The organism is Burkholderia torrens, assembly GCF_984668525.1.
Genome location: NZ_OZ480213.1, coordinates 13343 through 36879 on the forward strand (window position 1 = coordinate 13343; position 23537 = coordinate 36879).

Annotated in this window: 19 protein-coding genes and 1 pseudogene; 12 read left to right on the forward strand and 8 right to left on the reverse strand. The window is 64.9% G+C overall.

What is annotated here, in order from left to right; translation table 11 throughout:
* Window positions 1-67 precede the first annotated feature (67 nt).
* Genes AC5LXX_RS30660 through AC5LXX_RS30680 form a run of 5 tightly spaced genes read right to left on the reverse strand, consistent with a single transcriptional unit; the run spans window position 68 to window position 5392 of the window.
* Entirely contained in the window at window positions 68-1567 is a 1500-nt protein-coding gene (locus AC5LXX_RS30660; protein WP_493413891.1) for an efflux transporter outer membrane subunit, read from the reverse strand.
* Window positions 1564-2544: an efflux RND transporter periplasmic adaptor subunit gene (locus AC5LXX_RS30665; RefSeq protein ID WP_493413892.1), complete on the reverse strand. Its 981-nt coding sequence runs from the start codon at window positions 2542-2544 to the stop codon at window positions 1564-1566. Before AC5LXX_RS30665 ends, AC5LXX_RS30660 begins: the two co-directional genes overlap by 4 nt.
* A gap of 1 nt (window position 2545) precedes the next feature.
* On the reverse strand, window positions 2546-2758 hold the full coding sequence (locus AC5LXX_RS30670; protein ID WP_124456703.1) for a DUF1656 domain-containing protein: 213 nt from the start codon (window positions 2756-2758) through the stop codon (window positions 2546-2548).
* 34 nt (window positions 2759-2792) lie between these two features.
* Entirely contained in the window at window positions 2793-4916 is a 2124-nt protein-coding gene (locus AC5LXX_RS30675) for an FUSC family protein (protein WP_493413893.1), read from the reverse strand.
* Window positions 4913-5392: a MarR family winged helix-turn-helix transcriptional regulator gene (locus tag AC5LXX_RS30680; protein ID WP_124456723.1), complete on the reverse strand. Its 480-nt coding sequence runs from the start codon at window positions 5390-5392 to the stop codon at window positions 4913-4915. The genes AC5LXX_RS30675 and AC5LXX_RS30680 overlap by 4 nt, the downstream gene beginning before the upstream one ends.
* A gap of 333 nt (window positions 5393-5725) precedes the next feature.
* Between AC5LXX_RS30680 and AC5LXX_RS30685 the strand changes: the two genes are divergently transcribed.
* The gene (locus AC5LXX_RS30685; protein WP_493413894.1) at window positions 5726-6586 is read left to right on the forward strand and encodes an HTD2 family dehydratase; all 861 of its coding nucleotides are present in this window, start codon (window positions 5726-5728) and stop codon (window positions 6584-6586) included.
* 20 nt (window positions 6587-6606) lie between these two features.
* On the opposite strand, the pseudogene AC5LXX_RS30690 reads toward AC5LXX_RS30685, so the two are convergent.
* A pseudogene (locus AC5LXX_RS30690) lies at window positions 6607-6736 on the reverse strand (LysR family transcriptional regulator); the annotation flags it as partial.
* 291 nt (window positions 6737-7027) lie between these two features.
* On the opposite strand from AC5LXX_RS30690, the gene AC5LXX_RS30695 reads away from it, so the two are divergent.
* The 9 genes from AC5LXX_RS30695 (at window position 7028) to AC5LXX_RS30735 (ending at window position 18312) form a co-directional block, all read left to right on the forward strand.
* A complete protein-coding gene (locus AC5LXX_RS30695) occupies window positions 7028-9496 on the forward strand; it encodes a type VI secretion system Vgr family protein (protein ID WP_493413895.1) in 2469 nt (822 codons plus the stop codon).
* A gap of 5 nt (window positions 9497-9501) precedes the next feature.
* On the forward strand, window positions 9502-10383 hold the full coding sequence (locus AC5LXX_RS30700; protein WP_493413896.1) for a DUF4123 domain-containing protein: 882 nt from the start codon (window positions 9502-9504) through the stop codon (window positions 10381-10383).
* A gap of 17 nt (window positions 10384-10400) precedes the next feature.
* Complete coding sequence (locus AC5LXX_RS30705) at window positions 10401-12962, forward strand: T6SS effector BTH_I2691 family protein (RefSeq protein ID WP_493413897.1); 2562 nt, start codon at window positions 10401-10403, stop codon at window positions 12960-12962.
* Between the two features lie 3 nt (window positions 12963-12965).
* Window positions 12966-14036: a DUF6708 domain-containing protein gene (locus AC5LXX_RS30710; protein ID WP_493413898.1), complete on the forward strand. Its 1071-nt coding sequence runs from the start codon at window positions 12966-12968 to the stop codon at window positions 14034-14036.
* A gap of 112 nt (window positions 14037-14148) precedes the next feature.
* The gene (locus AC5LXX_RS30715; RefSeq protein WP_493413899.1) at window positions 14149-15222 is read left to right on the forward strand and encodes a DUF6708 domain-containing protein; all 1074 of its coding nucleotides are present in this window, start codon (window positions 14149-14151) and stop codon (window positions 15220-15222) included.
* A gap of 13 nt (window positions 15223-15235) precedes the next feature.
* Entirely contained in the window at window positions 15236-15496 is a 261-nt protein-coding gene (locus AC5LXX_RS30720; protein WP_493413900.1) for a PAAR domain-containing protein, read from the forward strand.
* 171 nt (window positions 15497-15667) lie between these two features.
* Window positions 15668-17554, forward strand: coding sequence for a type VI secretion system baseplate subunit TssF (gene tssF, locus AC5LXX_RS30725; protein WP_493413901.1), 1887 nt, complete (start codon window positions 15668-15670; stop codon window positions 17552-17554).
* Window positions 17555-17683: 129 nt separating this feature from the next.
* The gene (locus tag AC5LXX_RS30730) at window positions 17684-17971 is read left to right on the forward strand and encodes a DUF1330 domain-containing protein (RefSeq protein ID WP_124456700.1); all 288 of its coding nucleotides are present in this window, start codon (window positions 17684-17686) and stop codon (window positions 17969-17971) included.
* A 50-nt stretch (window positions 17972-18021) separates the two neighbouring features.
* A complete protein-coding gene (locus tag AC5LXX_RS30735) occupies window positions 18022-18312 on the forward strand; it encodes a hypothetical protein (RefSeq protein WP_493413902.1) in 291 nt (96 codons plus the stop codon).
* On the opposite strand, the gene dhaL is transcribed toward AC5LXX_RS30735, so the two are convergent.
* Together dhaL and AC5LXX_RS30745 are read right to left on the reverse strand one after the other, a co-directional pair.
* Window positions 18222-19922 carry a dihydroxyacetone kinase subunit DhaL gene (dhaL, locus tag AC5LXX_RS30740; RefSeq protein ID WP_493413903.1) on the reverse strand — a complete coding sequence of 567 codons (1701 nt, stop codon included), beginning with the start codon at window positions 19920-19922 and terminating at the stop codon, window positions 18222-18224. The two genes, AC5LXX_RS30735 and dhaL, sit on opposite strands and share 91 nt — an antisense overlap.
* A gap of 226 nt (window positions 19923-20148) precedes the next feature.
* Window positions 20149-21303, reverse strand: coding sequence for a sigma-54 interaction domain-containing protein (locus AC5LXX_RS30745; RefSeq protein WP_493413904.1), 1155 nt, complete (start codon window positions 21301-21303; stop codon window positions 20149-20151).
* 477 nt (window positions 21304-21780) lie between these two features.
* On the opposite strand from AC5LXX_RS30745, the gene msuE reads away from it, so the two are divergent.
* Together msuE and sfnG are read left to right on the forward strand one after the other, a co-directional pair.
* On the forward strand, window positions 21781-22341 hold the full coding sequence (msuE, locus tag AC5LXX_RS30750; protein ID WP_493413905.1) for an FMN reductase: 561 nt from the start codon (window positions 21781-21783) through the stop codon (window positions 22339-22341).
* Between the two features lie 36 nt (window positions 22342-22377).
* The gene (gene sfnG, locus AC5LXX_RS30755; protein ID WP_493413906.1) at window positions 22378-23481 is read left to right on the forward strand and encodes a dimethylsulfone monooxygenase SfnG; all 1104 of its coding nucleotides are present in this window, start codon (window positions 22378-22380) and stop codon (window positions 23479-23481) included.
* Window positions 23482-23537 lie beyond the last annotated feature (56 nt).

Here is a 23537-nt window from a genome sequence, read left to right on the forward strand (position 1 = left end):
GATACCCGCAAGCACAGGGCGTTTCGCCGCACAGTCGTCATGTGGTGAAGTGATACCGGTGAGGCGATCATTCGTTGCCGGCAGGCGTCGCGACGGCACGCGCGTTGGCGGGGCGGACATCCCGGGCAACCGCTGCGCCGTCGCCTTCCCACCCGCCGCCCAGCGCAAGGAAGAGCCGCACCTGATCGGCCGCGACCTGGCCTTCGGCCGCCGCGACCTGCGCCTGCACGCTCGTCAGCGTGCGCGTCGCATCGAGATCGGAGATGAACGACTCGCGGCCGGCGGCATAGAGACGATGCGTTTCGTCGGCGGAATTGCGCGCCGATTCGTACGCCGTGCGCAGTGCATCGGTGCGCTGCACGTCGGCCGCGTAGGTCGCGAGGCTCGACTGCGTTTCACGCAGCGCATTCAGCACGACGCCGTCGAAATGCGCGAGCGCGCCGCCCGTCGCGGCCTCGGCTTCGCGCACGCGTGCGCGCTGGCCGTTGACGGGGAACGACCAACTGATCAGCGGACCGAACGACCAGCGATTCGTGTTGGACGAGAACAGGTCGGCGGCAACGCCGACCGAGCCGGCCGACGCACCGATGCTGATCGACGGATACAGCGCGGCGGTCGCCACGCCGATTCGCGCGGTCGCGGCGGCGAGCTGCCGCTCGGCTTCGCGTACGTCGGGGCGGCGGCGCAGCAGCGCGGCACCGTCGCCGATCGGAATCGGCTGGCGCAGCTTCGGCAGCCGTTCGCATTCGGCAACGGCCTTCGGCAGGTCGGCCGGCGAACGCGCGAGCAGCGCGGCGAGCTGGTATTGCGCGACCTTGCGGCGGCCTTCGAAGCGCGGGATGTCGGCGGCCAGCGTGCGCACCTGCGTCACGCCGCGAGTCACGTCGGTCTGGTTACCGCGCCCGGCATCGCGCAGCCGCTGCGACAGCGCGACGCGCTGCTTCTGCAGCGCGAGCGACTGTTTCGCGATCGCCAGCTCGTCGCCGGCCGAGCACGATTCGACGTATGCGCGCACGACATCGGCGACGACCGTGATGCGCGCCAGGTCGCCGGCCGCCTTCACGGCGTCGCTGTCTGCGCGTGCGGCTTCGACACCGCGCCGGAGCTTGCCGAACAGGTCGATCTCGTACGACACGTTGATGCCGACCGCGCCTTCGTTGACGACCGGCAGCTTGTTCTCGAGCAGGTATTGCTCGGCCGATTCCTGCGCGCGCTGCACGGCGGCTTCGGCGCCGCCCGAGAACCCGCCCTGCTGACTCGCGACTTCCAGCGCCGCGCGCGAACGCGCGAGGTTGGCCGCGGCGACGCGCAGGTCGGTGTTCGACTTCAGCGCATCGCGCACGAGCGCGTCGAGCACGGGATCGTCATACAGCTGCCACCAGTTGCCGGGCAGCGCGTCGCGTGACACGAGCGTACCGTTCGCGTCGTCGAGCGCATGGTTCGCGAGCGGCGCGTTCACGTACGCCTGCTGCGGCAGCGTGTAGTCGGGGCCGACGGATTTGCACGCGCCGAGTGCGAGCGCAAGCGGCGCGAATGCGGCCGCGAGGCGCAGACCGTGCCGGTTCATTGCGATGCTCCCGCCGCGCTGGCGGCTGCCGCGGCTGCCGCAGACGCCGGCGCCGCAGCCGAGGCCGCGCTGGCATCGACAGCCGGTTTTACGTTGCTATTCCGGCGCGTGTCGGCGTCGCGCATCGACACGGTTGCGGTGCGGCCCGCGATCATCCGGAAGTCGTCGGGCACTTCGTCGAGCACGACGCGCACCGGCACGCGCTGCGCGAGCCGCACCCAGCTGAACGCCGGGTTCACGTTCGGCAGCAGGTTCGCGCCCTGCGTGCGGTCGCGATCCTCGATCGCGGCGACGATGCTCTGCACGTGGCCGCGCAGCGCATGCGGCTCGCCCATCACGATGATGTCGACCGGCTGGCCGATATGGATGCCGCGCAGCTTGGTTTCCTCGAAGTAGCCGTCGACGCGGAACGAGTTGCGGTCGACGACCGACAGTACCGCGCGGCCGGCCGGCACGTATTCGCCGACGCGCGGCGCCCGGTCGTTCAGGTAGCCGTCTACGGGACTCACGATCGTCGTGCGCTGCAGGTTCAGCTTCGCCGTGTCGAGCGATACCTGCGCGTCGGCGACGCTGGCCTCGCCTTGCTCGACGCGCGTGCGGCTTTCCTCGACCTGTTCGCTCGCGACCAGGTTGCCGAGCTGCAGGTTGCGCGCGTATTCGCGCTTCGCCTGGGCCAGTGTGGCGCGGCGCTGCGCGAGCGTCGCTTCGGCGAGCCGTTCCGCAAGCGTGTAGCGCGCCTGGTCGATCACGAACAGCACCTGGCCGCGCCTGACCTCCTGGTTGTCGGCGACCTGCACCGAGGTGATGAGGCCCGACACGTCCGGCGCAACCTGGATCACGTCGGCGCGCACGTGCCCGTCGCGCGTCCACGGCGAGAACATGTAGTAGTTGATGATCCGCCACAGCACGAGGCCGGCCACGACGACAACGATCAGGGTGAGCAGGATTTGCCCTGCCGAGAGCCAGGATTTTTTCACGTTAGGTAGCCACGAGACGGTGGGAAGCGATGACGACGGCGGCAAGCACGAACACGTAGATGCCGAGGTCGAAGATCGAACGGTGCCAGACGAGGCGGTAGAAGCCGACGCGCTCGAGCACGGCGCGCACGACGATGTTGATCAGGTAGGCGATCAGCATCAGCACGAGCGGAGCCGGCACGAATACGCCGAAGATGTCGATTTCGCCGATCATGGTCGCGGTCGGAAGGGCAGGTTGGAAAGCCGGGTCATGCGCGTGCTCCGCCCGGTGCCTGTGGCGCCTGGCCGGCAGCGGCCGGATACAGCGACAGGCGCAGCCCGACGAGCGCGTGCAGCGTGCCGCGCAGCCGGCGGTGCGTGGCAGGGGCCGCAGGCGCGGTGCCGCCGTCGGCCGGCGCCGTGCCCGGCAGGGTGCGGCCGGCCACGCGGTGCAGCGCGTCGTCGATCGTCGCGAGCAGCGCGGGCGGCACCGGTTGGCGCGCGTTCGCTGCCGCGCAGTGTGCGTAGTGATCGGTGACGCCGGCGAGCACGCGATCGATCGCGTCGGGCACGTCGCCCGACAGGCGGCGGCGCGAGCGTCGCAGGTCGAGCGCGTTCAGCGCGATGCGTAGGTCGCGGAAGCTTTCGATCGACGGGTGGCGGTGGTCGTCGGACGCGCCGAGGCGCGGCAGCAGTTGCGTGACGCGGTCGAGCATCCGCGATGCGTGGTTGCGCTGGTCGTCGAGCGGCTGCGTCGACGCGGAGCGCGCGACGTCTTCCCAGCCCGCGCGCAGCAGGCGCCGCACCGCGAGTTCCGCGCCGAACGGCCTTGTCGCCCGGGTCCATACGTACGCGAACAGCAGCCCGGCGACACCCGCGAGGTTGCTGTTCAGGAACACGAAGAAATCGGCGTCGTACGCGCTCTGGATGCTGATGAAGGTGGCCGTGTTCACCGCGACGAGCATCGTCACCATGTTGAACTGCGGGCGCGGCAGCAGCGTGCCGATCAGGATGAACGGGCCCGCGAACATCAGCACGAGCATGGCGAAGTCATGCACGTGCGGCAGCACGACGAACAGGTACAGGCCTGCGAACACGACGCTCGCGGCGGTCGACAGGAAGAACTTGAACACCAGCGGCGCGGGCTCGTCGAGCGCGGCGAAGAAACTGCACGACACGGCCACGAGCGTGACGGCCGCCGCGCCGTCGTGCCAGCCGGACGAGATCCACAGCCAGCATGCGAACACGATCGCGAGCACGACGGTCAGCGTCGAGAACAGCATCATCCCGCGATCGAAGAAGCGCTCGGTGCCGCCGAGCCGCCAGTGCCGGTAGCGCGGTTGCCACACGCCCGACTCGTTCGCGATCAGCGCGCGCAACGAGCGGCAGTCCTGCCAGATGTCGATGACCTGGCGCAGCCGCCACAACGCGTTCGACAGCAATGCGCCATCCCAGCTCGCCAGCGCGCTGTCGGCGGGCTGGAGCGCGGCGATGCGCTCGCGCAGGTTGTCCGCGACCGGATCATGGGCCATGTCGCCGTCGGTGTCGGCCTTCACGGCCGGCAGCGGTGCGTCGAACCATTTCGCGGCGTCGGCCAGCAGCGCGTCGAGGGCGGGCGGGCGCACATGCAGGTCGCGCATCAGCGCGATCAAGGGATCGGCGAGCGACGACATCAGCGGCAGGAACAGCTGCATGCGGCCCGCGAGCGCCTGCGCGCGCGCCAGGATGCGCGGATGCGCGTGGTCGTAGCTCAGCTGGCTCAGCAGGAATTCGAGGCCGGTGATCGTCGCCGCGAGCCGCTGCCGGCAGGCCGACAATGCCTTGCCCGCGATATGCCCGGACAGCGTCTCGCGGCCGTAGAACGCGGCGTCCTTGAACCACGCGTCGGTGCGTTCGATCAGCGTCGGCGCGAGCCGGTTCGGGAACACGGCGCTGCCGACCACGCTCGCGCACACGATGCCGAGCACGATTTCCTCGGTCCGCGCGATCGCGACGTCGAATATGGTGGACGGATCGGTCACGGTCGGCAACGCGATCAGCGGCATCGTGTAGCCGGCGAGCATGAACACGTAGCTGCGCGCGGTGCGGTCGGAGATCGCGAGGTAGAGCAGCGTGCCACACCAGGTCGCGACGATGATGCTGAACAGGAGCGGCGTCTCGACGAACGGCGGCACGAAGAAGATCGCGGCGGCCGCGCCGAGCGCGGTGCCGAGCGCGCGGTACAGCGCCTTCGAGCGCGTCGCGCCGACGAACGGGTTCGACACGATGTAGACACTCGCCATCGCCCAGTACGGGCGCGGCAGCTGGAAATACAGGCCGAGGTACAGCGCCAGCATCGACGCGGCGAACGTCTTGCCCGAGAACAGCCAGTCGCGAAGGCTCGGATAGGTCATGACGCGGTGTCGTCGGCGTGGGGGAGACGCGTGCCGGGCGCGTGCGACTCGGACGCGTTGAACGCCTCGAGCACGCGCAGCGTCGTTTCAAGATCGGCGCGCGACACGCCCTTGAGCACCCGGGCGCGCAGCACGCGCAGGTCTTCTTCCATCTTCGCGGTGACCGCGCGGCCGGCGGCCGTCAGCGAGATCGTCTTCGCGCGACGGTCGTGCGGATCCTCGTCGCGACGCGCGAGGCCGGCCGCGCACAGCTGGTCGAGCAGGCGCACGAGCGACGGCCCTTCGATGCCGACGTGTTCGGCGAGCGTGCCCTGCCGCACGCCCTCGCCGAGCCGGCCGGCGATCAGGAGCGGCGTCGCGCAGGCTTCGGACACGTTGTATGCGTTCAGCACGCCGTCGCTGGTGCGGCGCCACTTGCGCGCGGACAGCACGAGCAGGCTGCTGACGGCGAGGCGGAGGTCGTGCAGATTGGTCATGGCCGAGATGATAGGGGCAAAAACATTCGATAGCAAACTATCGTTTCTTGTCACCCGGATGACATGTCGCTCGTGGCGCGGCCGGTCCGTCAGGAGCAATTTAGGCGGCGTGCCGGCGGTGGTCAAGCTGTAAGGTGGGTGCCGAAAATCGCAGGAATCGCACGCGGCGCGCGTGGCGGCTATATTGAATGGTCAGACGAAAATCGTCGGGCAGGACGCGCAAGGCCGCATGCGTCAAGCAAATTCGAAGTCCTGGTTCGGCAATGCCGACTTCGCGAAACGGTGTGCGGCGTGCATATTAGGGCCATTGTCAGCGTACCGGAGACTCCATCAGTGTCGAACTCATCCTTGCAGCCCGCCGCACCCGCGTCACTCGACGCGTGGCTCGGCAAGACCGAAACGCTCGGCGACGACATCACCGCGTTCCCGCTGAACGCGCTGGCCGCCACGCTCGACCGTCCGTCGCCCGGCGACGTCGTGCCGCCGATGTGGCACTGGCTGTACTTCCTGCCCGTCGCGCCACTGGCCGAGGTCGGCCCTGACGGCCACCCGAAGCGCGGCGGCTTCCTGCCGCCTGTACCGCTGCCGCGCCGCATGTGGGCTGGCGGCCGGCTGACGTTTCATGCGCCGCTGCGCGCGGGGCGGCGCGCGACGCGCGAATCGACGATCGCGAACATCGAGGACAAGACGGGCCGCAGCGGGCGGCTCGTGTTCGTGACGGTGCAGCACCGGATCGAATCCGACGGCGTGCTGTGCGTCGAGGAGGAGCACGACATCGTCTATCGCGACGCGCCGCAGCCGGGCGCGCCGAAGCAGAAGCCGGTCGCGGCACCCACGGGCGAAACGTGGACGCGCACCGTCACGGCCGACGCCGTGATGCTGTTCCGTTACTCGGCGCTGACCTTCAACGGCCACCGCATCCACTACGACCGGAACTACGTGACGCAGGAAGAAGGCTATCCGGGGCTCGTCGTGCACGGCCCGCTGATCGCGACGCTGCTCGTCGATCTCGTGCATCGCGAACGGCCGGGCGCGACGCTCGCGAGCTTCGCGTTTCGCGCGGTGCGCCCGATCTTCGACGGCGAGCCGTTCACGCTGTGCGGCAAGCCGTCGGACGACGGCAGCACGATCGAACTGTGGGCGAAGGATCGCGATGGCTGGCTGGCGATGCAGGCGACCGCGACGCTGGCCTGATGCGCGGCGGTGCTTTCGGATCGCGCGCGGCAGCGTGTCGAACAGTGCGGCGCTGACGAAACCGATCGTCAGGCGCCCGGCGCGCTGCGCACCGATCTCGCCGACCCGGTGCGTGGCCGCGTCGAGCCGCGCGAGACTCAGCCGCAGATCAAATCGCGGCGGTTCGCACGTCCGCGTCGCCACCATGAACCCGGCGACGTCTTTCCCGCGTCCATCAACCGGCCGACGGGTCACGCGGCCAGCATGCTGTTCTATTTCGTGTTGAATCGCGCGGACACGGCTAGCGTTTCAATCGTTGACATTCCCTTGCGCCTGCTGAGGGCGCGTGATGCGCCGTAGTCATGGACTGACCGGATCGGCATCCAATTCTTTCTAAATGCATTCTTAAATATTACAAAAACATTATAGAATGCCGGATCCGAGGGATACCGAAGAACAACCATGTCCAATTCAGCACAAGATCTGAGAAGGCTGGCGCTCGAATCCCAGCACCGCCGCCTGCTGCAGTTGACGTTCCACGGCGAAGCGCCTTACCGGCTTCTGCTGTTGAACGGTATCGAGGGGACGGAATCGCTGTCTCGGGATTTCCAGTTCAGAATCGAAATCCTGTCTGACAACGCGCTGCTCGAGCCGAAGGACTTCATCGGCAGACAAGTGACCGTCCGCTTGCTGCGCAACGACGGTAGCTATCGGTACTTCAACGGCTACATTTTTACGTTCCGGCACGTCGAAACGGATGGTGGTTGTGCGTTCTACGAAGCAATGATCGGGCCGTGGCTTCGCTATCTCAAGTTCGGCCAGCATAATCGGTTGTTTCTCGACCAGAATCTGCGCGACCAGACCGCAACGGTTTTTCAGAACTACGGTGCGCTGCCGGACTGGACATGGCAAGTCAGGGAAGACGATCCACGGATGACGATGGCTTGTCAGTTCGATGAAGACGATCACAACTACGTCCATCGACGCTGGGAGCACGCCGGCCTTGTCTACTGGTACGAGCATACGGCCGATTCGCACAAGCTGGTTGTTTCCGACCCAACCCGCGCCGCGCCGGAAATCGACGGCAAGGCTCGCGAGATCCGCTTCCACAACGGCATGGGGGCGGAGGAGGCGGACAGTATCGTGAGCTGGTCCGCATGCCAGCATACCGCTCCGAATCACGCCGAGTTTTCCCGTTTCGACTTCAAAGCGCCGACTCCCACGCACGTTCAGACCAGCCTGCCACAGCCGGATGCCGCGCTGCCGATGCTGGAATGGAACGAGTATGTGGGTGCATACGGTTACCGGAACATGGAGCATGGCTATCAGATCGCGAATCGTCGCATGGAGGAAATCGGTGCGACGATCAAGCGGTTCGAAGCGAAGGGCAATAGCCGCTTCGTGATGCCGGGCCGGTGGTTCCGGTTGACCGACCATTATGGATCGGCATTGAGCCGCAATCAGCAGGACGACGAATATCTGATCGTGTCGGTGCGTCACGTCGCGACGAGCAATTATCTGGCCGACACCGGCGTGCCGGCGGAATATCGCAATGAATTCGCGTGCGTTCGCAAGGCGACGCCATGGCGGCCGGGGCGTCGGTTCAACAGCGTCGATACCCGGATCCTCGCGCCTCAAACGGCTACCGTAGTCGGTCAGCCGGGAACCAGCATTCACACCGACGAACATGGCCGCGTTCTCATTCAGTTTCACTGGGATCGTGAGGGCAGGTACACGACGTGGGTACGCGTGGCCAGTAGCTGGTCCGGCGGCAGCCAGGGGATTGCGGCGTTGCCGCGGATCGGGTCCGAGGTGATCGTGCAATGGCTGGACGGGAATCCGGACCATCCGATCATTACGGGCCGCGTGATGAATGCACGCAATCAGCCGTCATGGAAGCTGCCTGAGCAAAGCGCGCTGATGGGTATCCGCAGCAGGGAGCTCAGCGGCGCTGACGGGAATGCATCGGCGGGCCGGAGTAACCATCTGATTTTCGACGATACCGCGAATGCGATTCAGGCGCAGTTGCGGTCCGATCATGCGTCGAGCCAGCTTTCGCTGGGCAAGATTACGCGTATCGAGGACTGGCAAGGCCGACAGGATGCGCGAGGAGAGGGTTTCGAGCTACGCACCGATGAAGTGGGCGCGATCCGGTCCGGCAAAGGGATGGTCATCAGCACTGAGATGCGTCCGATGGCGAAGGGACATCTTTCGGATGTTGGTGAGCCGGCGGTGCGCCTGGCAAAGGCACAGACACTGCACGGGCAACTCGGCAAACTGGCGCAGCATCATCAGGCTCAGGAGAACGGTGCCGACCAGTTCCGGATCGCAGGCGCACTCCAGTCGCAAGTCGACGGCATTCAGGGCGCGGGAGCAAGCGCGAGCCGCGGGGATGGAAGTTTCCCCGAGCTGGACGAGGCGCAACTGCTGCTGGCCGGGGCGGCTGGCATTGCCGTCACGACGCCGGGTACGGTCCACGTGACCGGCGGACAGCACGTCGCCGTGACAGCTGGCGACACGCTGTCGGTTGCGGCCGGCAAATCGATCCTGGCAAGCGTTTCCGACAAGTTTTCGCTGTTCGTGCACAAGATGGGCATGAAGCTGATCGCCGCGAGCGGCAAGGTTCAGATCCAGGCCCAGAACGACGAGCTCGAGTTACTGGCAAAGAAGGTGATGTCGATCATCAGCACAACGGACTGGATCAATATCACCGCGAAACAGGGTATTCGTCTGACCGCGGGAAACAGTCAATTTGAGGTCAGCGCGAAAGGTATCGTCGGCTATACACCAGGCGAGAACAGGGTCCACGCCGGCAGTCACGACACAGTGGGGCCGCAGAGTGTTCCCGCGCAATTCCCCGGTGCCGATCTCTGTTCATCGCTGTCGAACGGCGCCGCGCAGGCCGGTAGTGCTGCAGTCTCGCTGTCATAGCCGCGATGAAATCGACGATTTTGCCGATGCAAGCGGCGACCGGATTGTCCGAACCCTTGACTCACGGGTTTCTGCTGGTCGAGCCCGCGACGCTCGTCGAGGCCCCCGAACTTGCCGAACTGGACATGCGTTCGTGTACGCCACGTGCGCTGGCGCACCGCGAGGAACTGATGCCGAGGCTGATCGACGTCGCCGTGCTCGATGAGCAGGCCCGCGCTGCAGCGACCGAGGTCTGGCGGGCTGAACCTTACGCCGAACGACCGCCCGTCGTATGTGCATGGCTCGACAGTGACGGCGGCATCGATGAAGTGGCTGAGCACGTTGCCCGCTATCTCGTTGGCCCGGGTGCGGACGGCCAACCGGTGTTCTGGCGTTACTACGATCCACGTGTATTGGCCCTGACGCTGACGGTTCTCGAACCCTCGCAGAGGCAGGCTTTGCTCGGTCCGATCAGGACATGGCAGTTTGCATGGGCCGGGCATCGGTGGGCGTTTCGAGGGCCGGGCACGGTAGCTGACGTGCTCGAAGCGCATGCACCGGCCTGGCCGACCGCCGAACAGTGGCTGCGCGTGAACCGAAGCGAGGTCGTGACACAAGTCGTCAATCGATTGCCGGTGCCATCTGTTGACGACGCAGCCCGTCTACCGTCCGAGCTTGACAGGATTTTGAGCGATGCGATGCGGTACGGGCTTGCCGATGGCGACGCGCTGACGGACTACGCATGGCATTGCGTGAAGTATGGGCCGGCATTCGAACGGCATCCGATACTCGTCGATGGATGGCCGCTCCTTGCCGCCGGCGAGATCACCTGGCCTGACATCGTGATGCGCTTCACACCCGATGACTTCGCTTCCCTTCAAACCTCGCGCCATTCGCGACATGCCTAACGCTGAAGGAGCCGGAAATGGCGACTTGCCCCTTATGTGATCGTCAGTCAGTGTTGATCTATCCCGTGCGCTACGCGGTCGCCAGCCCGCGCGGTACGGCGAAAGCTCCTGCATTGTCGGGAAATTTCAAGATCGACAGTCGCGCACCGCAAGCGATTGGTACGGCCAAATATACGTTGCGTGCGCTTCGACCGGGCTACCTGTATACGTTCGACGAGAAGCGCCGACGGCTCCGCGCATACATGGCGCTGGACAATGGCATGTTGTGGAGTTTTCCGCCTGGCTCGACGCCCCCGTCGGAAGGAGCGGACAAGATACAGGCGCAAGGATGCGCATACAACGGTGATTTTCGCTTTGAGGCGCTCGGCCGCTGCATCGACGTAGAGCATACGCCCGGCAGCGACGAAGCGACCAAATTGTGGATCGGCTGGTCGAACGTGCTGTGGACCAAGGCGTTGATCGACAAGGCGCTCGACGTACAGGCGGGGCCAGCGTGGCGGAAGCAGCACATGCAGTGCATCGACATTCCCGCGATGGTTGCAGGTAGCGCTGCCGATACCGGTGAGTTCGAGGCGACGCGCAGCAAGATCTCGCACCTTGCGATGGACGAAGCGGCAATGAAGGTCGCGTTCGATTTCAGCAATCGCGATCCGAAAAGCGAAATACAGCAGCGCCGCAAGGACGTCGCGAAACGAATCGGCGAGGCCATGGCGGCGTCGCCGGGGAAGAAGGGTTTCGTCGTGGCGGTCAACGATCCCGTCGGGATCACGAACGACCTGGCCGAGTTGACGGTCCCGAACCTGAACAACGGCTTCGACGAGCAGATGTACTGGAAGTGGACGTCGGCACAGCTGCTTGAGCGTGCCGAAGCCGGCATCCGTGCCAACGCCAAGGCAGTGACAGGATTCACTTATGGCGTATCGAAAACCGTCGCGGATGCCAACATCGCGAACATGAAGGCCGGTCAGCGTGGCATTCCCGATGCGGCCGGGCTGTATAACCTGGTACGGGCCTGGATCAAGACAGGCGACCTGGATCAGGCGACAAAAGAGGTCTCGCGCAAGGCCGAGAATATTCCGGCTACCCAGGACGAAGCGGCGAACGATGCATGGGAGGACGCGGCGACCAAAGTTGGACCCGACGGCAAGCGGACCAGCGTGCTCGACGAAGAGGCGCTGAAGCGGTTCCCTCAGGAATATCAGCAGGCGCTCGATGCGTTCAAACCGAAATGGCTGCCGCTGGTGCAAGCGCATGCCGACTGGCTGAAATCGCCGTTGCTCGCCGAATGGATGGCTGGGGTCCACGATTCCAACGATTTGCGCAGCGGCTACGCGTACAGCGAGTCGTGCGCACAGGTCATCGGTGCAGCGGTCGGCACCGAGGCTTGCACGAAAGTGCTCGACGAGTGGCTGAACGGGCAGGCCGCGAATGTCCGGAATCTGTATGTACGCGCGCTGCTGTTCAACCAGGACGCGTTGATGAAGGCCGCGGATGCGCAGGTGCACAACTCGGATATCCAGTACGAGCAATTCCTGAATCTTTACAAGGAAGCATTCAAGAAGATCGAGAAGCTTGGTAATTCGGCCAATCTGCGCGATCGGTTGATCGTCACGACCGGCAATCATATCGTTGGGGTGCTCACGAAAGGCACACGGGGCGTGGCACTGGGTTTCGTGACGATCCGACTCTCGATCCAGGCCGGTGTCCGGCTCAAGCCGTCTCAAGTCAGCAAACTCGCGATTCGCGACTGGGCGTTGCAGCAGGCGCGAGTGCTGGGTGCCAAACTGGACGGCAATCGAACCGAGCAGCGCGCATCGGCGACCCAGGTCGGGAAGCAGGTCATGCGAACGGCGCCACCGGTCGATCCCAATGTCGTCATGTACGAGATGGATGTCGATGCGCTGGTCCGGAACGGGAAGCTGGACGCCGGTGCAATCAAGGCTGTGCGTGTGCCGGGAGTCGATGCGGCGAAGAAATGGCTGGGGTCATCGACCGACTTCAACCTGGGTGTCGCGACCGTGATCTTCCAAATGGCGGCGCTTTTGCTTGCCGCAAAGGATTGGCACAGCAGCGATCAGTTCAATGAGGGTGAAACCGGCTTGAAGTCTGTCGGTGCCGTCATTGCGGTCGTCGGGAGCGTGATCGAATACTCGTCCGAAACGGCGTTGAAGGCGCCGGCCCATCCGCTGTCGGCTTATTTGATGAAGGGGTGGGCGGGGAAATGGGCGGGGGTGGGGGCGGTAGTTGGGCGTGGTTTGGGTGCTGGTGCGGGGTTGATGCTGGCGGGGTATGACATCTTCAAGAATGCGCCGGAAGCCTTCCAAAATCGTGAAAAAAAATTGGGATGGCTCTACGTTGGGAGTGGAGTTCTCGGGGCATATGTTGCCATCGCGGCATTCTTCAGTCTCCCACTCTTTTGGCCAGCCTTGGTTCTGTCGATTCTAGTGGGCATTGCGATCGCCATTTTCAAGGCATCGGCCCTGAAGGATTGGGTGTCGCGTTGCAAGTTCAGTAAAGGGGAGCAATACGATTCGCTCGAGGCTGAGCTCAAGGCATTTAATGCGGCTGCGGGGGGATGATCCATGGACGAGCGAGTAATGAAGAAGTGCATAGGAAGACCAGTACCTGAATGGGACATGGCTCGTCGCCTATCGACAAATCGGCCGGTTGGCCCAGAAATACAGGATTTCGGAGCAACGTTCGGCATTAATTCGACGTACATGGACGTGATAGAGCCTTCCTTTATCGAAAAGCAATGGTTCATTACCGGTGTCGTGCTTGCTTTTCTATGCATTGGAATTGGTCCATATACCTATTGGATGACCAATGTTCGCTACCCGTATGCTGGAGATGTATTAGGTGATGTCTTCTCCATCTGTATTTCTCTGGGTTTTGGTTTTCTTGTCTGGAAACTCGGACGCGGTTTGTTCTTCGGTTTACGGTACCGCCCGATCCGCTTTCATCGTAAGGCACGCAAGCTGTATGTGATGCGTACCCGGCGTTTCTTCGCGAGATCCGGCGAAGGTGACGTGGTATGGGAGGTGCCCTGGACGGAAGAATCGATCTTCTGCCTGCATCGCGAGGACACGTCATTCGGCACAGTTTTTCACATTCGTCACTATTCGGTCGACGAGCGTGGCAACGTCACGCGCGTGTTTTCGATTGGCAGGGAGTGGACCGGGAAACGCGAGGTAGAAATGGCGCTCGCACAGTGGAACTACTGGTGTGCGTATATGAACGACGGGCCGAACGGTCTGCCGAAGCCGATGCTGTTCCACACACAGCGCGAGACACTGCGTGAATCGTTCCTGTTCTCGCTGTACGGTTTCGGGATGCGTGCACCCGTCGCGATTCGCCTGCTGATGATGCCGCTCATTCTGACTTTCACGGTCATGCGCTACGTGGCGAATGCAACATGTCGCGATCCGGTATGGCCTGACTCGGTCGAACAGATCTCGGCCGTTGCCTCCGACGATCCCTATGCAGAGCCTCGTGCTGGCACTCCGGTAGGTTGGAGTGAGACGGTTCTCGCTCAACAGCGTGGCGAGTATCCGAACGATCCGAAAGCGGGAGCCCGCGGCTGGACCGGAGAATCGGACGGAGAACGGCATGCTGCGGCATGGCTTGACGGTCCGCCTTCGCGTGTCCTCTGATGAAGCGAACGCGATTCAAGCGGGTTTACGCAGTCGAGCGGGCGTCTGGGATTATGACGAATCGCTCGAGACCGTTCGGAACGCGTCTAATTCCATGGCAAGAGGCTGATACGTGGACGAACGAGTAATGGAGTCATGTACCAGCAAACCAGTACCTGAATGGGACACGGCTCATCGCTTAGTGATCAATCAGTCGGTTGGCCCTGATGTCCAGGATTTCGGGGCAACGTTCAGCATTAACTCAACCTACATGGACGTGATCGAACCTTCCTTCCTTGAAAGGCAGTGGTTCGCGACGGGCGTGGTACTGGCCCTCGTTTGTATCGGGATTGGCCCATATATTTATCTCCTTACGCATGCGAATCCGGCGCCTGCGGCTTGGATGTTTGTTTTCAATTGCATAGCGATTTTCCCGGTAATCATCTTCGGCACGATTGTCTGGAAACTCGGACGCGGCCTGTTCTTCGGACTGCGCTACCGCCCGATCCGCCTTCACCGTGAGGCACGCAAGCTGTATGCGATGCGTACCCGGCGTTTCTTCGCGAGACCCGGCGAAGGCGACGTGGTATGGGAGGTGCCTTGGACGGAAGAATCGATCTTCTGCCTGCATCGCGAGGACACGTCCTTCGGCACAGTTTTTCACATTCGTCACTATTCTCTCGACGACCGCGGCAACGTCACTCGTGTGTTCTCGATCGGCCGGGAATGGACGGGAAAACGTGAGGTCGAGATGGCACTCGCACAATGGAACTACTGGTGCGTGTACATGAACGACGGGCCGGATGGCCTGCCGAAGCCGATGCTATTTCACACGCAACGCGAGACACTGCGTGAATCGTTCCTGTTCTCGCTGTACGGTTTCGGGATGCATGCACCGGTCGCGATACGCCTGTTGATGATGCCGCTGATTTTGGTCTTCACGGCTATGCGTTATTTGGCAAACGCGACATGTCGCGATCCGATATGGCCTGACACGATCAAACAAATCTCGACGGTCTCCCCCGACGATCCCTATGCGGAACCCCGCACGGGCACTCCGGTTGGTTGGAGCGCTACAGTCCTCGCCCAGCAGCGCGGCGAATATCCGAGCGATCCGAAAGCGCGTACCCAAGGCTGGACCGGCGAAGCAAACGGAGAGCAACACGCCGCGGCATGGCTCGACAAGCCGACGGTGCACACCGCATGACGATGGAGCTTCGATGAAAGACGAAAACGGGCGCGGGGTGATCCGCCTGCATGACAAGACCACCCACGGTGGCCACGTGATTACCGCGAGTGACGATCTGAAGGCTCAGGGCGTCCCTGTCGCGCAGGAAGGGCATCTGACCGAATGTCCGCAATGTGGCGGACAGTTCAGGATCCTTCCGGAAAACAGCACACGCAGTCATCACGGCACGGCGATCGCGTTCGACAACGATCCGACGGAATGCGGTGCGCGTTTGATTTCTTCGATCGAATAGCGACGCACGGCAGACGGATGGTAGATCGCATGAGGAACGCGTCATCGACGGCGACAACGCGTGAAGAAAATGGCGTTGCCGAATCACTGAATTATCCGCGACGTGGCAAGCAGACCTGCACGCAACGGCCCGCCGCCTTCATTGGGTCTGGCCGACCGGGATTGTCGCAGGATGGATGAACTGCGGTCGCACTACGAGCACGAGCTCGGGCTGTTTGCCCGGGCCATTGCAGCATTTGCCGCGCGCTATCCGAAGATTGCGGCTCGTCTTGGCGTAAAAGGCGGACATACCGACGATCTTCACGTTGAACGTCTGGTCCAGACATTCTCGTTTCTCGCCGCACGACTCGATTCGAAACTGGCCGACGATTTTCCGGAATTCACCGAGGCGCTACTCGAAGTCGTTCATCCACACTACCTGCGGGGCGTGCCGTCGTGCGCGATTGCCCGATTCGAACCGGCCGCGCTGGTCGGGAACCTGACGGCGCCGCTGACCCTGCCGCGCGGCACGTCGCTGAATGCACGCACGGCACCCGTGCGCTTTCGCTCGGTCTACGACGTGACGGTCACACCGCTGCAGATCGCATCCGCGCAGTATGCACCTGTCACGCTCGCGCCGCCGTCCGCCAAGCTTCCTGCCGACGCGACCGGCATCGTATCGATCGCGTTCAGGTCGGCAACCGGCCGGTTTACCGCTGCGATACCGAATGGCCCGGTGCGCGTTCACCTCACGGGAGATCGACCGCTCGTCGCATCGCTGGTCGACGCGTTGCTGCTGCGCGCCGCAGCAGCTTACGTGGAAGTGGATCACGACCGCCGTTGGCTCGCGTTGTCGAAGGTGCCGTTCGCGTCGGCCGGTTTCGCGGACAACGAGCGCCTGTTGCCGGATAGTCCCGCTTCGAACGGTGATGCATCGGCCGTGCGCATGCTGCTCGAGTACTTCGCGTTTCCCGAGATGTTCGACTTCGTCGACCTCGACCTCGACATCGGTCGTGTCCGTCGAGCTGCGCGCGCACCCGATGCGAGAGAGTTGACGTTGCATGTCGTCTTGCGAAACACGTCGTCCGAATCGCATGCTGCACAGGTGCTCGGGTCTTTGAGCGCGAGTGCATTCAAGCTCTTCTGCACGCCGGTCATCAACCTGTTTCCTCGGCCCGCTACACCTATCGTATTGACGGGAGCGGTGGCTTATCCCGTTGCCCCCGCGCCCCTGACCGCGCACGCCCCGCTCGATGTCTATTCGATCGAGGCCGTTTATCTGAGTGAGAAGGCCAACGACGAGATCGACGGAAACGACCGGAAGCCATTGACCGAACTCGAGACGCCGCGCCTACCGGTCGCCCCGTATCAGGCGTTCAGCCACGCGCGTTCGGCGGAACCGTCCGAGCTGTACTGGGTTGCATTCCACGATCGTGATGCGGGACAGAGCACCGTGCCCGCAACGATGCTGTCGCTGGTCGGATTGGACGGCCGTCCTGCGCGATCCGCGCTGCCGCAACTCGACGTCGTGACGATCGCGACCAATCGCGCTTTACCGTCCCGGTTGCCGATCGGCAATCCGCTGGGCGATCTGCTGCTGGAGGGCAAGACGGTGGATTGTCCGATACAGCTGACGACCCGACCGACTGTGTCGGTTCGGTTGCCGCGCGGCGACGGCGCGCTGTGGCGCGTGCTATCCGCGCTGACGTCGCATCCGATCGATCTGACTCGCGACGGACTGCCCGCACTCAAGGAGCTCTTGCGGCTGCATGCGGTGAGCGGACCGTCGGCGCAGCGTTGCGTCGATGCCATCACGGACCTGTGCTACAAGCCGGCGATCCGGTGGATGTCATTGCATAATCAGCAGCCGTCGTTCGTGCGCGGGATCGAGATCGGATTGTCTCTCGACGAAGCGGCGATGCGCGATGCAAGTCTGACGGTATTTGCCATGGTGATGGAGCGGTTTTTCCTGCCGTATGGGCACACGAACAGCTATGTACAGCTGGTGATCCGCTCGGCTCTGACGGACAAGGAGCTGATTCGCGGTGCCGCGCTGGCGGGTACGCAGCCCGTCGTCTGACCGCGCGTACCGCTTTCCGGCAAACATCTATAATCCGCCCATCCGGCCGGCGTCCCGGCTCGGTGCGTGCTGCCGCCGGCCCGGTGGCGCGCGCGATTTCTCCCATCCATCGCACAAGGGGTACGTATCTTGGCAACCTACATCGTGTTTACCAGGGAAAGCACACAGGACCAGCACGAACTCGACATCTACGGGAGCAAGGTCGGCGCGACGCTTGCCGGTCATCCCGTGAAGGTGCTGGCCGCTTACGGCGCTCAGGAAATTCTGGAGGGCGAAGGGCCGGAGGGTGTCGTGATCGTCGAGTTTCCGTCCAAGGAAGCGGCGCACGCGTGGTACCACGGTCCCGAATACCAGACTGTCGTCCAGCACCGTTTCAAGGGCGCGCGCTATCGCGCGGTGCTGGTTGAAGGCGTTTGACCTGACGCGTCAGGTGTTCGCTTCGACGCGACACTGCGCCTGACGCCACCATGAACCCGCCGCCGCCTTCCCCCGCGCTCATCCGCCCGCCGATGGGCCGTACGGCAACCGCGCTGCTCGCGCTCAGCATGCTGTTCTATCTCGTCGCGATGTTCATCGCACCGTTCCGCGTCGGCGCGCCGGACCCGCACCCGTGGGCCGACGGCTGGCAGGTGCTGCTGACGGGCTGGATGGGCGTGTTCGTCGCCGATCAGCGCACGTGCGGCTGCAATGCACGCAACCAGTACGACACGGCTACCGCGCCGCCATCCGGCGTGCCGATCGCGCGCTCGCCGAGATAGCTTGCGCGCCCCGCGCGCGGCGTCATCTGCGCCGTTGCCTCTGCGCCTTCGACGGCCGCTTCGACGGCCGCCGTCCATGCGCTTGCGGTATCGCGATCGTTGTCGAGTGCGCGGCCGAATGCGTCGACGGCCGGCACCAGCGCATCGAGCATCGTCCGGTCGCCGGCATGCGCGCCGCCCAGTTCGCTGATCGAATCCACGGCCGCGCGGAATGCCGCGGCCCAGTCGCGCGCCGACGGTTCGGCGAGATCGGCCAGCCGGCGCGACGCGCGCAGCAGCGCGGTCGCGTAGAACGGCCCCGAGCTGCCGGCGATCGCGCGGCGCAACGCGGCGCCGAGCGCCGCGAGCGTGCCGGCCGGTGTGGCGTACGCAGCGTCGGGCAACGCGAGGATCGCTTGCGCGGCGCGCAGCATGCTCGCGCCGAGGTCGCCGTCGCCGGCCGCCGCATCGAGGTCCGTCAGCGTCTGCTCGTGGTCGATCAGCGTCTGTGCGACCGCCTGCAGCGCCGGCTGCAGGCGCGCGGCCCATGCGCGACCGGCCGCATCGAGCGGCGGCAACGGGGCATCCTCCGAAGCGGCCGCGGCGACGCGGATCTGCGCATTCACGGCGCCGCCGCCCGGCCACGCACGCGCCTGCGTCGGCGCGTCGAGCAGCGCCGCGCGTTCGTCGTTCAGCCGCAGCACCGAGATCGAGCAGCCAGGCATGTTCAGCGCGGACAGGAACGTGCCGGCCCACGCGCGCGCGACGACGATGCCGCGCCGGGTCAGGTTGTCGTACGCGGCGCGCAGCACGATCGCGAGTTCCATGTCCGGCGTCGCGCCGAGGCCGTTGACGAACAGCGCGACGCGTTCGTCGCGGTCGAGCACGAGATCGGCGACGATGCTCGACAGCAGCGTATCGGCAAGCGCATCGGCCGCCAGCGGCGCGCGGCGCTCGACGCCTTTCTCGCCGTGGATGCCGAGACCGAGCTCGATCTCGTTGTCGCCGAGGCTGAAGCCCGATTTGTCGGCGCCCGGGATCGTGCAGCCGTCGAGCGCGACGCCCATCGTGCCGAGCTCGGCCGCCGCGTCGCGCGCGATGGCCGCGACACGCGCGAGCGGCAGCCCGCGCGCGGCGGCCGCGCCGGCGAGCTTGTGGATCAGCACGGTGCCGGCGATGCCGCGCCGCTGGCCACGGTCGACACGGCCGCGCAGCGATACGTCGTCGGCGACGATGACCGTTTCGACCGGAATGCCTTCGACGCGCGCAAGTTCGGCGGCAAGCCCGAAATTGAGCCGGTCGCCCGTGTAGTTCTTCACGACCAGCAGCGCGCCGTTGGGGCCGGCGCTCGCGCGGATCGCGGCGAGCACGGCGTCGGTGGACGGCGACGTGAACACTTCGCCGCACACGGCCGCGCTCAGCATCCCTTCACCGACGTAGCCGCCGTGTGCGGGCTCGTGGCCGCTGCCGCCGCCGGACAGGATCGCGACAGGGCGCTGGGACGGTTCGGGCAGCGGCTGGCGGACGAGCACGTGCTCGTCGCCGAGGATCGCAAGATGCGGCGATTGCCGTGCGATGCCTTCCAGCATTTCTCGCACGACATCGGACGGGCGGTTCACAAGCTTTTTCATGGCGACGGATTCCGGACGGGTGAACGGGGCACGGCCGGGCCCGCACGGGCGCCGGCCGGCTTTCGTATTGCGGAGAATCGTGCGGGTGCGCGGTCGCCGGGTGCCGACGGTCGCGTGACGGGCAACCGGATGCAGGAGCGGCGACGAAGCACATGCTTCGCGCCACGATACATCAGGTTCGGACGTTCATGCAGGGATTGCGGCGCGATTGCGCCATCGGGGGCGGTTACTTCAGCGCCGTAATTTCCCTTGCGCGGATCAGCCGCGCGCGCAGCACGTTGCGGCTGATGCCGAGCAACTGCGCGGCGCGGATCTGGTTGCGGTGGCTGAAGTCGAATGCGACGCGCATCACCGTGTCTTCGATGTGTTCGAAGAGGTTGCCGTGTCCGTCGTCGAACAGGTCGCGCAGCGCGCGTTCGAACGCTGCCTGCGCGTGGGTGGACGATTCGGGCGCATGCACGGCGGCCGGCGGCATGCATGGCGATGCAAGGTGCAGGTCGGTGTCGCGCAGCGCGTCGTGACGGCACACGAGCAGCGCATGATGGATCACGTTCTCCAGTTCGCGGATATTGCCGGGCCAGCCGTGTGCCGCGAGCCGGCGCTCGGCGCGCGGATCGATGCTGCGCGGGCCATAGCCGAGCCGGCTGCGATAGTCGTCGAAGAAATGACGCGCGAGCGGCAGGATGTCGCCCGGCCGTTCGCGCAGCGGCGGGACCGCGAGCTGCACGACATTGAGCCGGTAGAACAGGTCGCCGCGAAAATGCCCGGCCGCCACCGCCTGCTGCAGATCGACGTTGGTGGCGGCCACCACGCGCACGTCGACCGGAATGCCCGTGCGCGAACCGAGCCGCACGACCTCGCGCTCCTGCAGCACGCGCAGCAGCTTGACCTGCATCGACAGCGGCAGGTCGCCGATCTCGTCGAGAAACAGCGTGCCGCCGTGCGCGGCCTCGAACCAGCCGGGCTTCGCGCTGAAGGCACCCGTAAACGCGCCTTTTTCATGGCCGAACAGTTCGCTGTCGACGAGCGTGTCGGAGAACGCACCGCAGTTCACCGCGATGAACGGCCCGTCGCGGCGATCGCCGAGTTCGTGCACGTGACGCGCGATCAGTTCCTTGCCGGTGCCCGTCTCGCCGACGATCAGCACGTTCGCGTCGCTCGGCGCGACGCGGCGCACCTGTTCGAGCAGCGCGAGCGAACGCGGGTCGGCGAACACCTGCGCCCGCGCGCGGACCTGCGCGTGGCGTCCGGGCAACGTCAGAACGGATGCGGTGCGCTCCGCAGCGGGCAGGTCGGCCGGATCATGCAATTCCGACGCGTTGCGGGGCGTAGCGACGACACGAAGGTTGAGCGGGCGCGACGATGCGGAAATGGAAGTCATGGCGATGAACCGTTGGATGGCCGGCGAAGCAGGCCCGTGTCGGCGGGCGCGGCGGTCCGGCTGCTGCGTGGTCAGCAGAGTGTTCAACGTTTCTCCACGCGCGAAAAGCATCGATTTCTGATAACCAAAGCGCGATTGCTGCGGAACCAGCAACGGTGCGGGTGAGCGCGATCGATGCGACGTCGAAGCGTCGAATTCGATGCCCCGACGTGCGATGCGCTGCTTCCTGAGCAGCAGCGCTCGAGCACGATCGCTTCGCGCGGTTCATCACATCGTGGACTATCGATGTGACGCAAGTACCGGAAAGCTTGCCGCGCTCGCGCATTTGAGCGAACACCATGCCAGGCGGGCGACCACACAAAACTTCGCGATGCAGACGATCACGCAGTGACACGGCCCGCGCCAATGGCACGCTCCTTGCTGACTCGAAGCGGTATTGCCGCATCGACACGCGGCTCGACAACAGGAACGCATCGCATGAGCAACTCCCTCAACGTGGTCGCGATATCGGGCAGCCTGCAGCGGCCATCGCGCACGCTGGCGCTGACCGACGAGATCGTCGCGACACTCGGCGCCGCGCTGCCGATCGACACGCGGCTGATCGAACTCGGAGAAATCGGCAGCCGGCTGGCCGGCGCACTGACGCGCGCGCAGGTGCCGGCTGACCTCGACGCACTGATCCGCGCGATCGAGACGGCCGACGTACTGGTCGTCGCGAGCCCGGTCTATCGCGCTTCCTATACGGGCCTGTTCAAGCACCTGTTCGACCTCGTGCGCCACGATGCGCTCGTCGACGTGCCCGTGCTGCTCGCGGCCACCGGCGGCAGCGAGCGTCATGCGCTCGTGATCGACCATCAGCTGCGACCGCTGTTCAGCTTCTTCCAGGCGCGCACGCTGCCGATCGGCGTGTATGCATCCGAAAGCGATTTCGACCAGTACCGGATCGCGAACCCGGCGCTGCGCGAGCGCATCGCGCTCGCTGTCGATCGCGCCGTGCCGCAACTGCGCGTGCCCGCGCTTTCCGCCGCGGCCGCGTAAGCCGCTTTTTCGTTTCCCCTTCGACAGGACACCTTCATGAGCCTTCCCGACCCTTCCGCAGACGGCATCAAATTCGCATACTGGGTGCCGAACGTCAGCGGCGGCCTCGTCGTCAGCACGATCGAGCAGCGCACCGACTGGAGCCTCGAATACAACCAGCAGCTCGCGCGCACGGCCGAGGCGGCCGGCTTCGACTACGCGCTGAGCCAGATCCGCTTCACGGCCGGCTACGGCGCCGAATACCAGCACGAGTCGGTGTCGTTCAGCCAGGCGCTGCTGCATGCGACGACGAAGCTCAAGGTGCTCGCCGCGATCCTGCCGGGGCCGTGGCATCCGGCCGTGGTCGCGAAGCAGCTCGCGACGATCGACCACATCTCGAACGGGCGCATCGCGATCAACGTCGTGAGCGGCTGGTTCAAGGGCGAATTCACCGCGATCGGCGAGCCGTGGCTCGAACACGACGAACGCTATCGGCGCTCGAAGGAATTCATCCAGGCGCTGAAGGGCATCTGGACGCAGGACAACTTCACGTTCAAGGGCGACTTCTACCGCTTCAACGACTACACGCTGAGCCCGAAGCCGGTGCAGAAGCCACATCCGGAGATCTTCCAGGGCGGCAGTTCGCGTGCGGCGCGCGACAACGCGGCGAGCGTGTCGGACTGGTATTTCACGAACGGCAATACGCCGGAGAACTTGAAGGCGCAGATCGACGACATCCGCGCGAAGGCGGCTGCGAACAACCATCGCGTGCGGATCGGCGTGAACGCGTTCGTGATCGCGCGCGACACTGAGGAGGAGGCGAAGGCCGTGCTCGACGACATCATCCGGCACGCGCACGTCGAGGCCGTGCACGCGTTCGGCGATGCGGTGAAGGAGGCCGGCAAGGCGTCGCCCGAAGGCGAGGGCAACTGGGCGAAATCGACGTTCGAGGATCTCGTGCAGTACAACGACGGCTTCCGCACGAACCTGATTGGTACACCGCAGCAGATCGCCGAGCGGATCGTCGCGCTGAAGGCGATCGGCGTCGATCTCGTGCTGGCCGGGTTCCTGCACTTCATCGAGGAAGTCGAGTACTTCGGCAAGCGCGTGCTGCCGCTCGTGCGCGAACTCGAAGCGCAGCGGCAGGCACTGGCCGCGTGACGGTGGCGGGGTGAAAGCGTGTGGCTCGCTATCGCGCGGGCCCGCGCCGCGTCGGC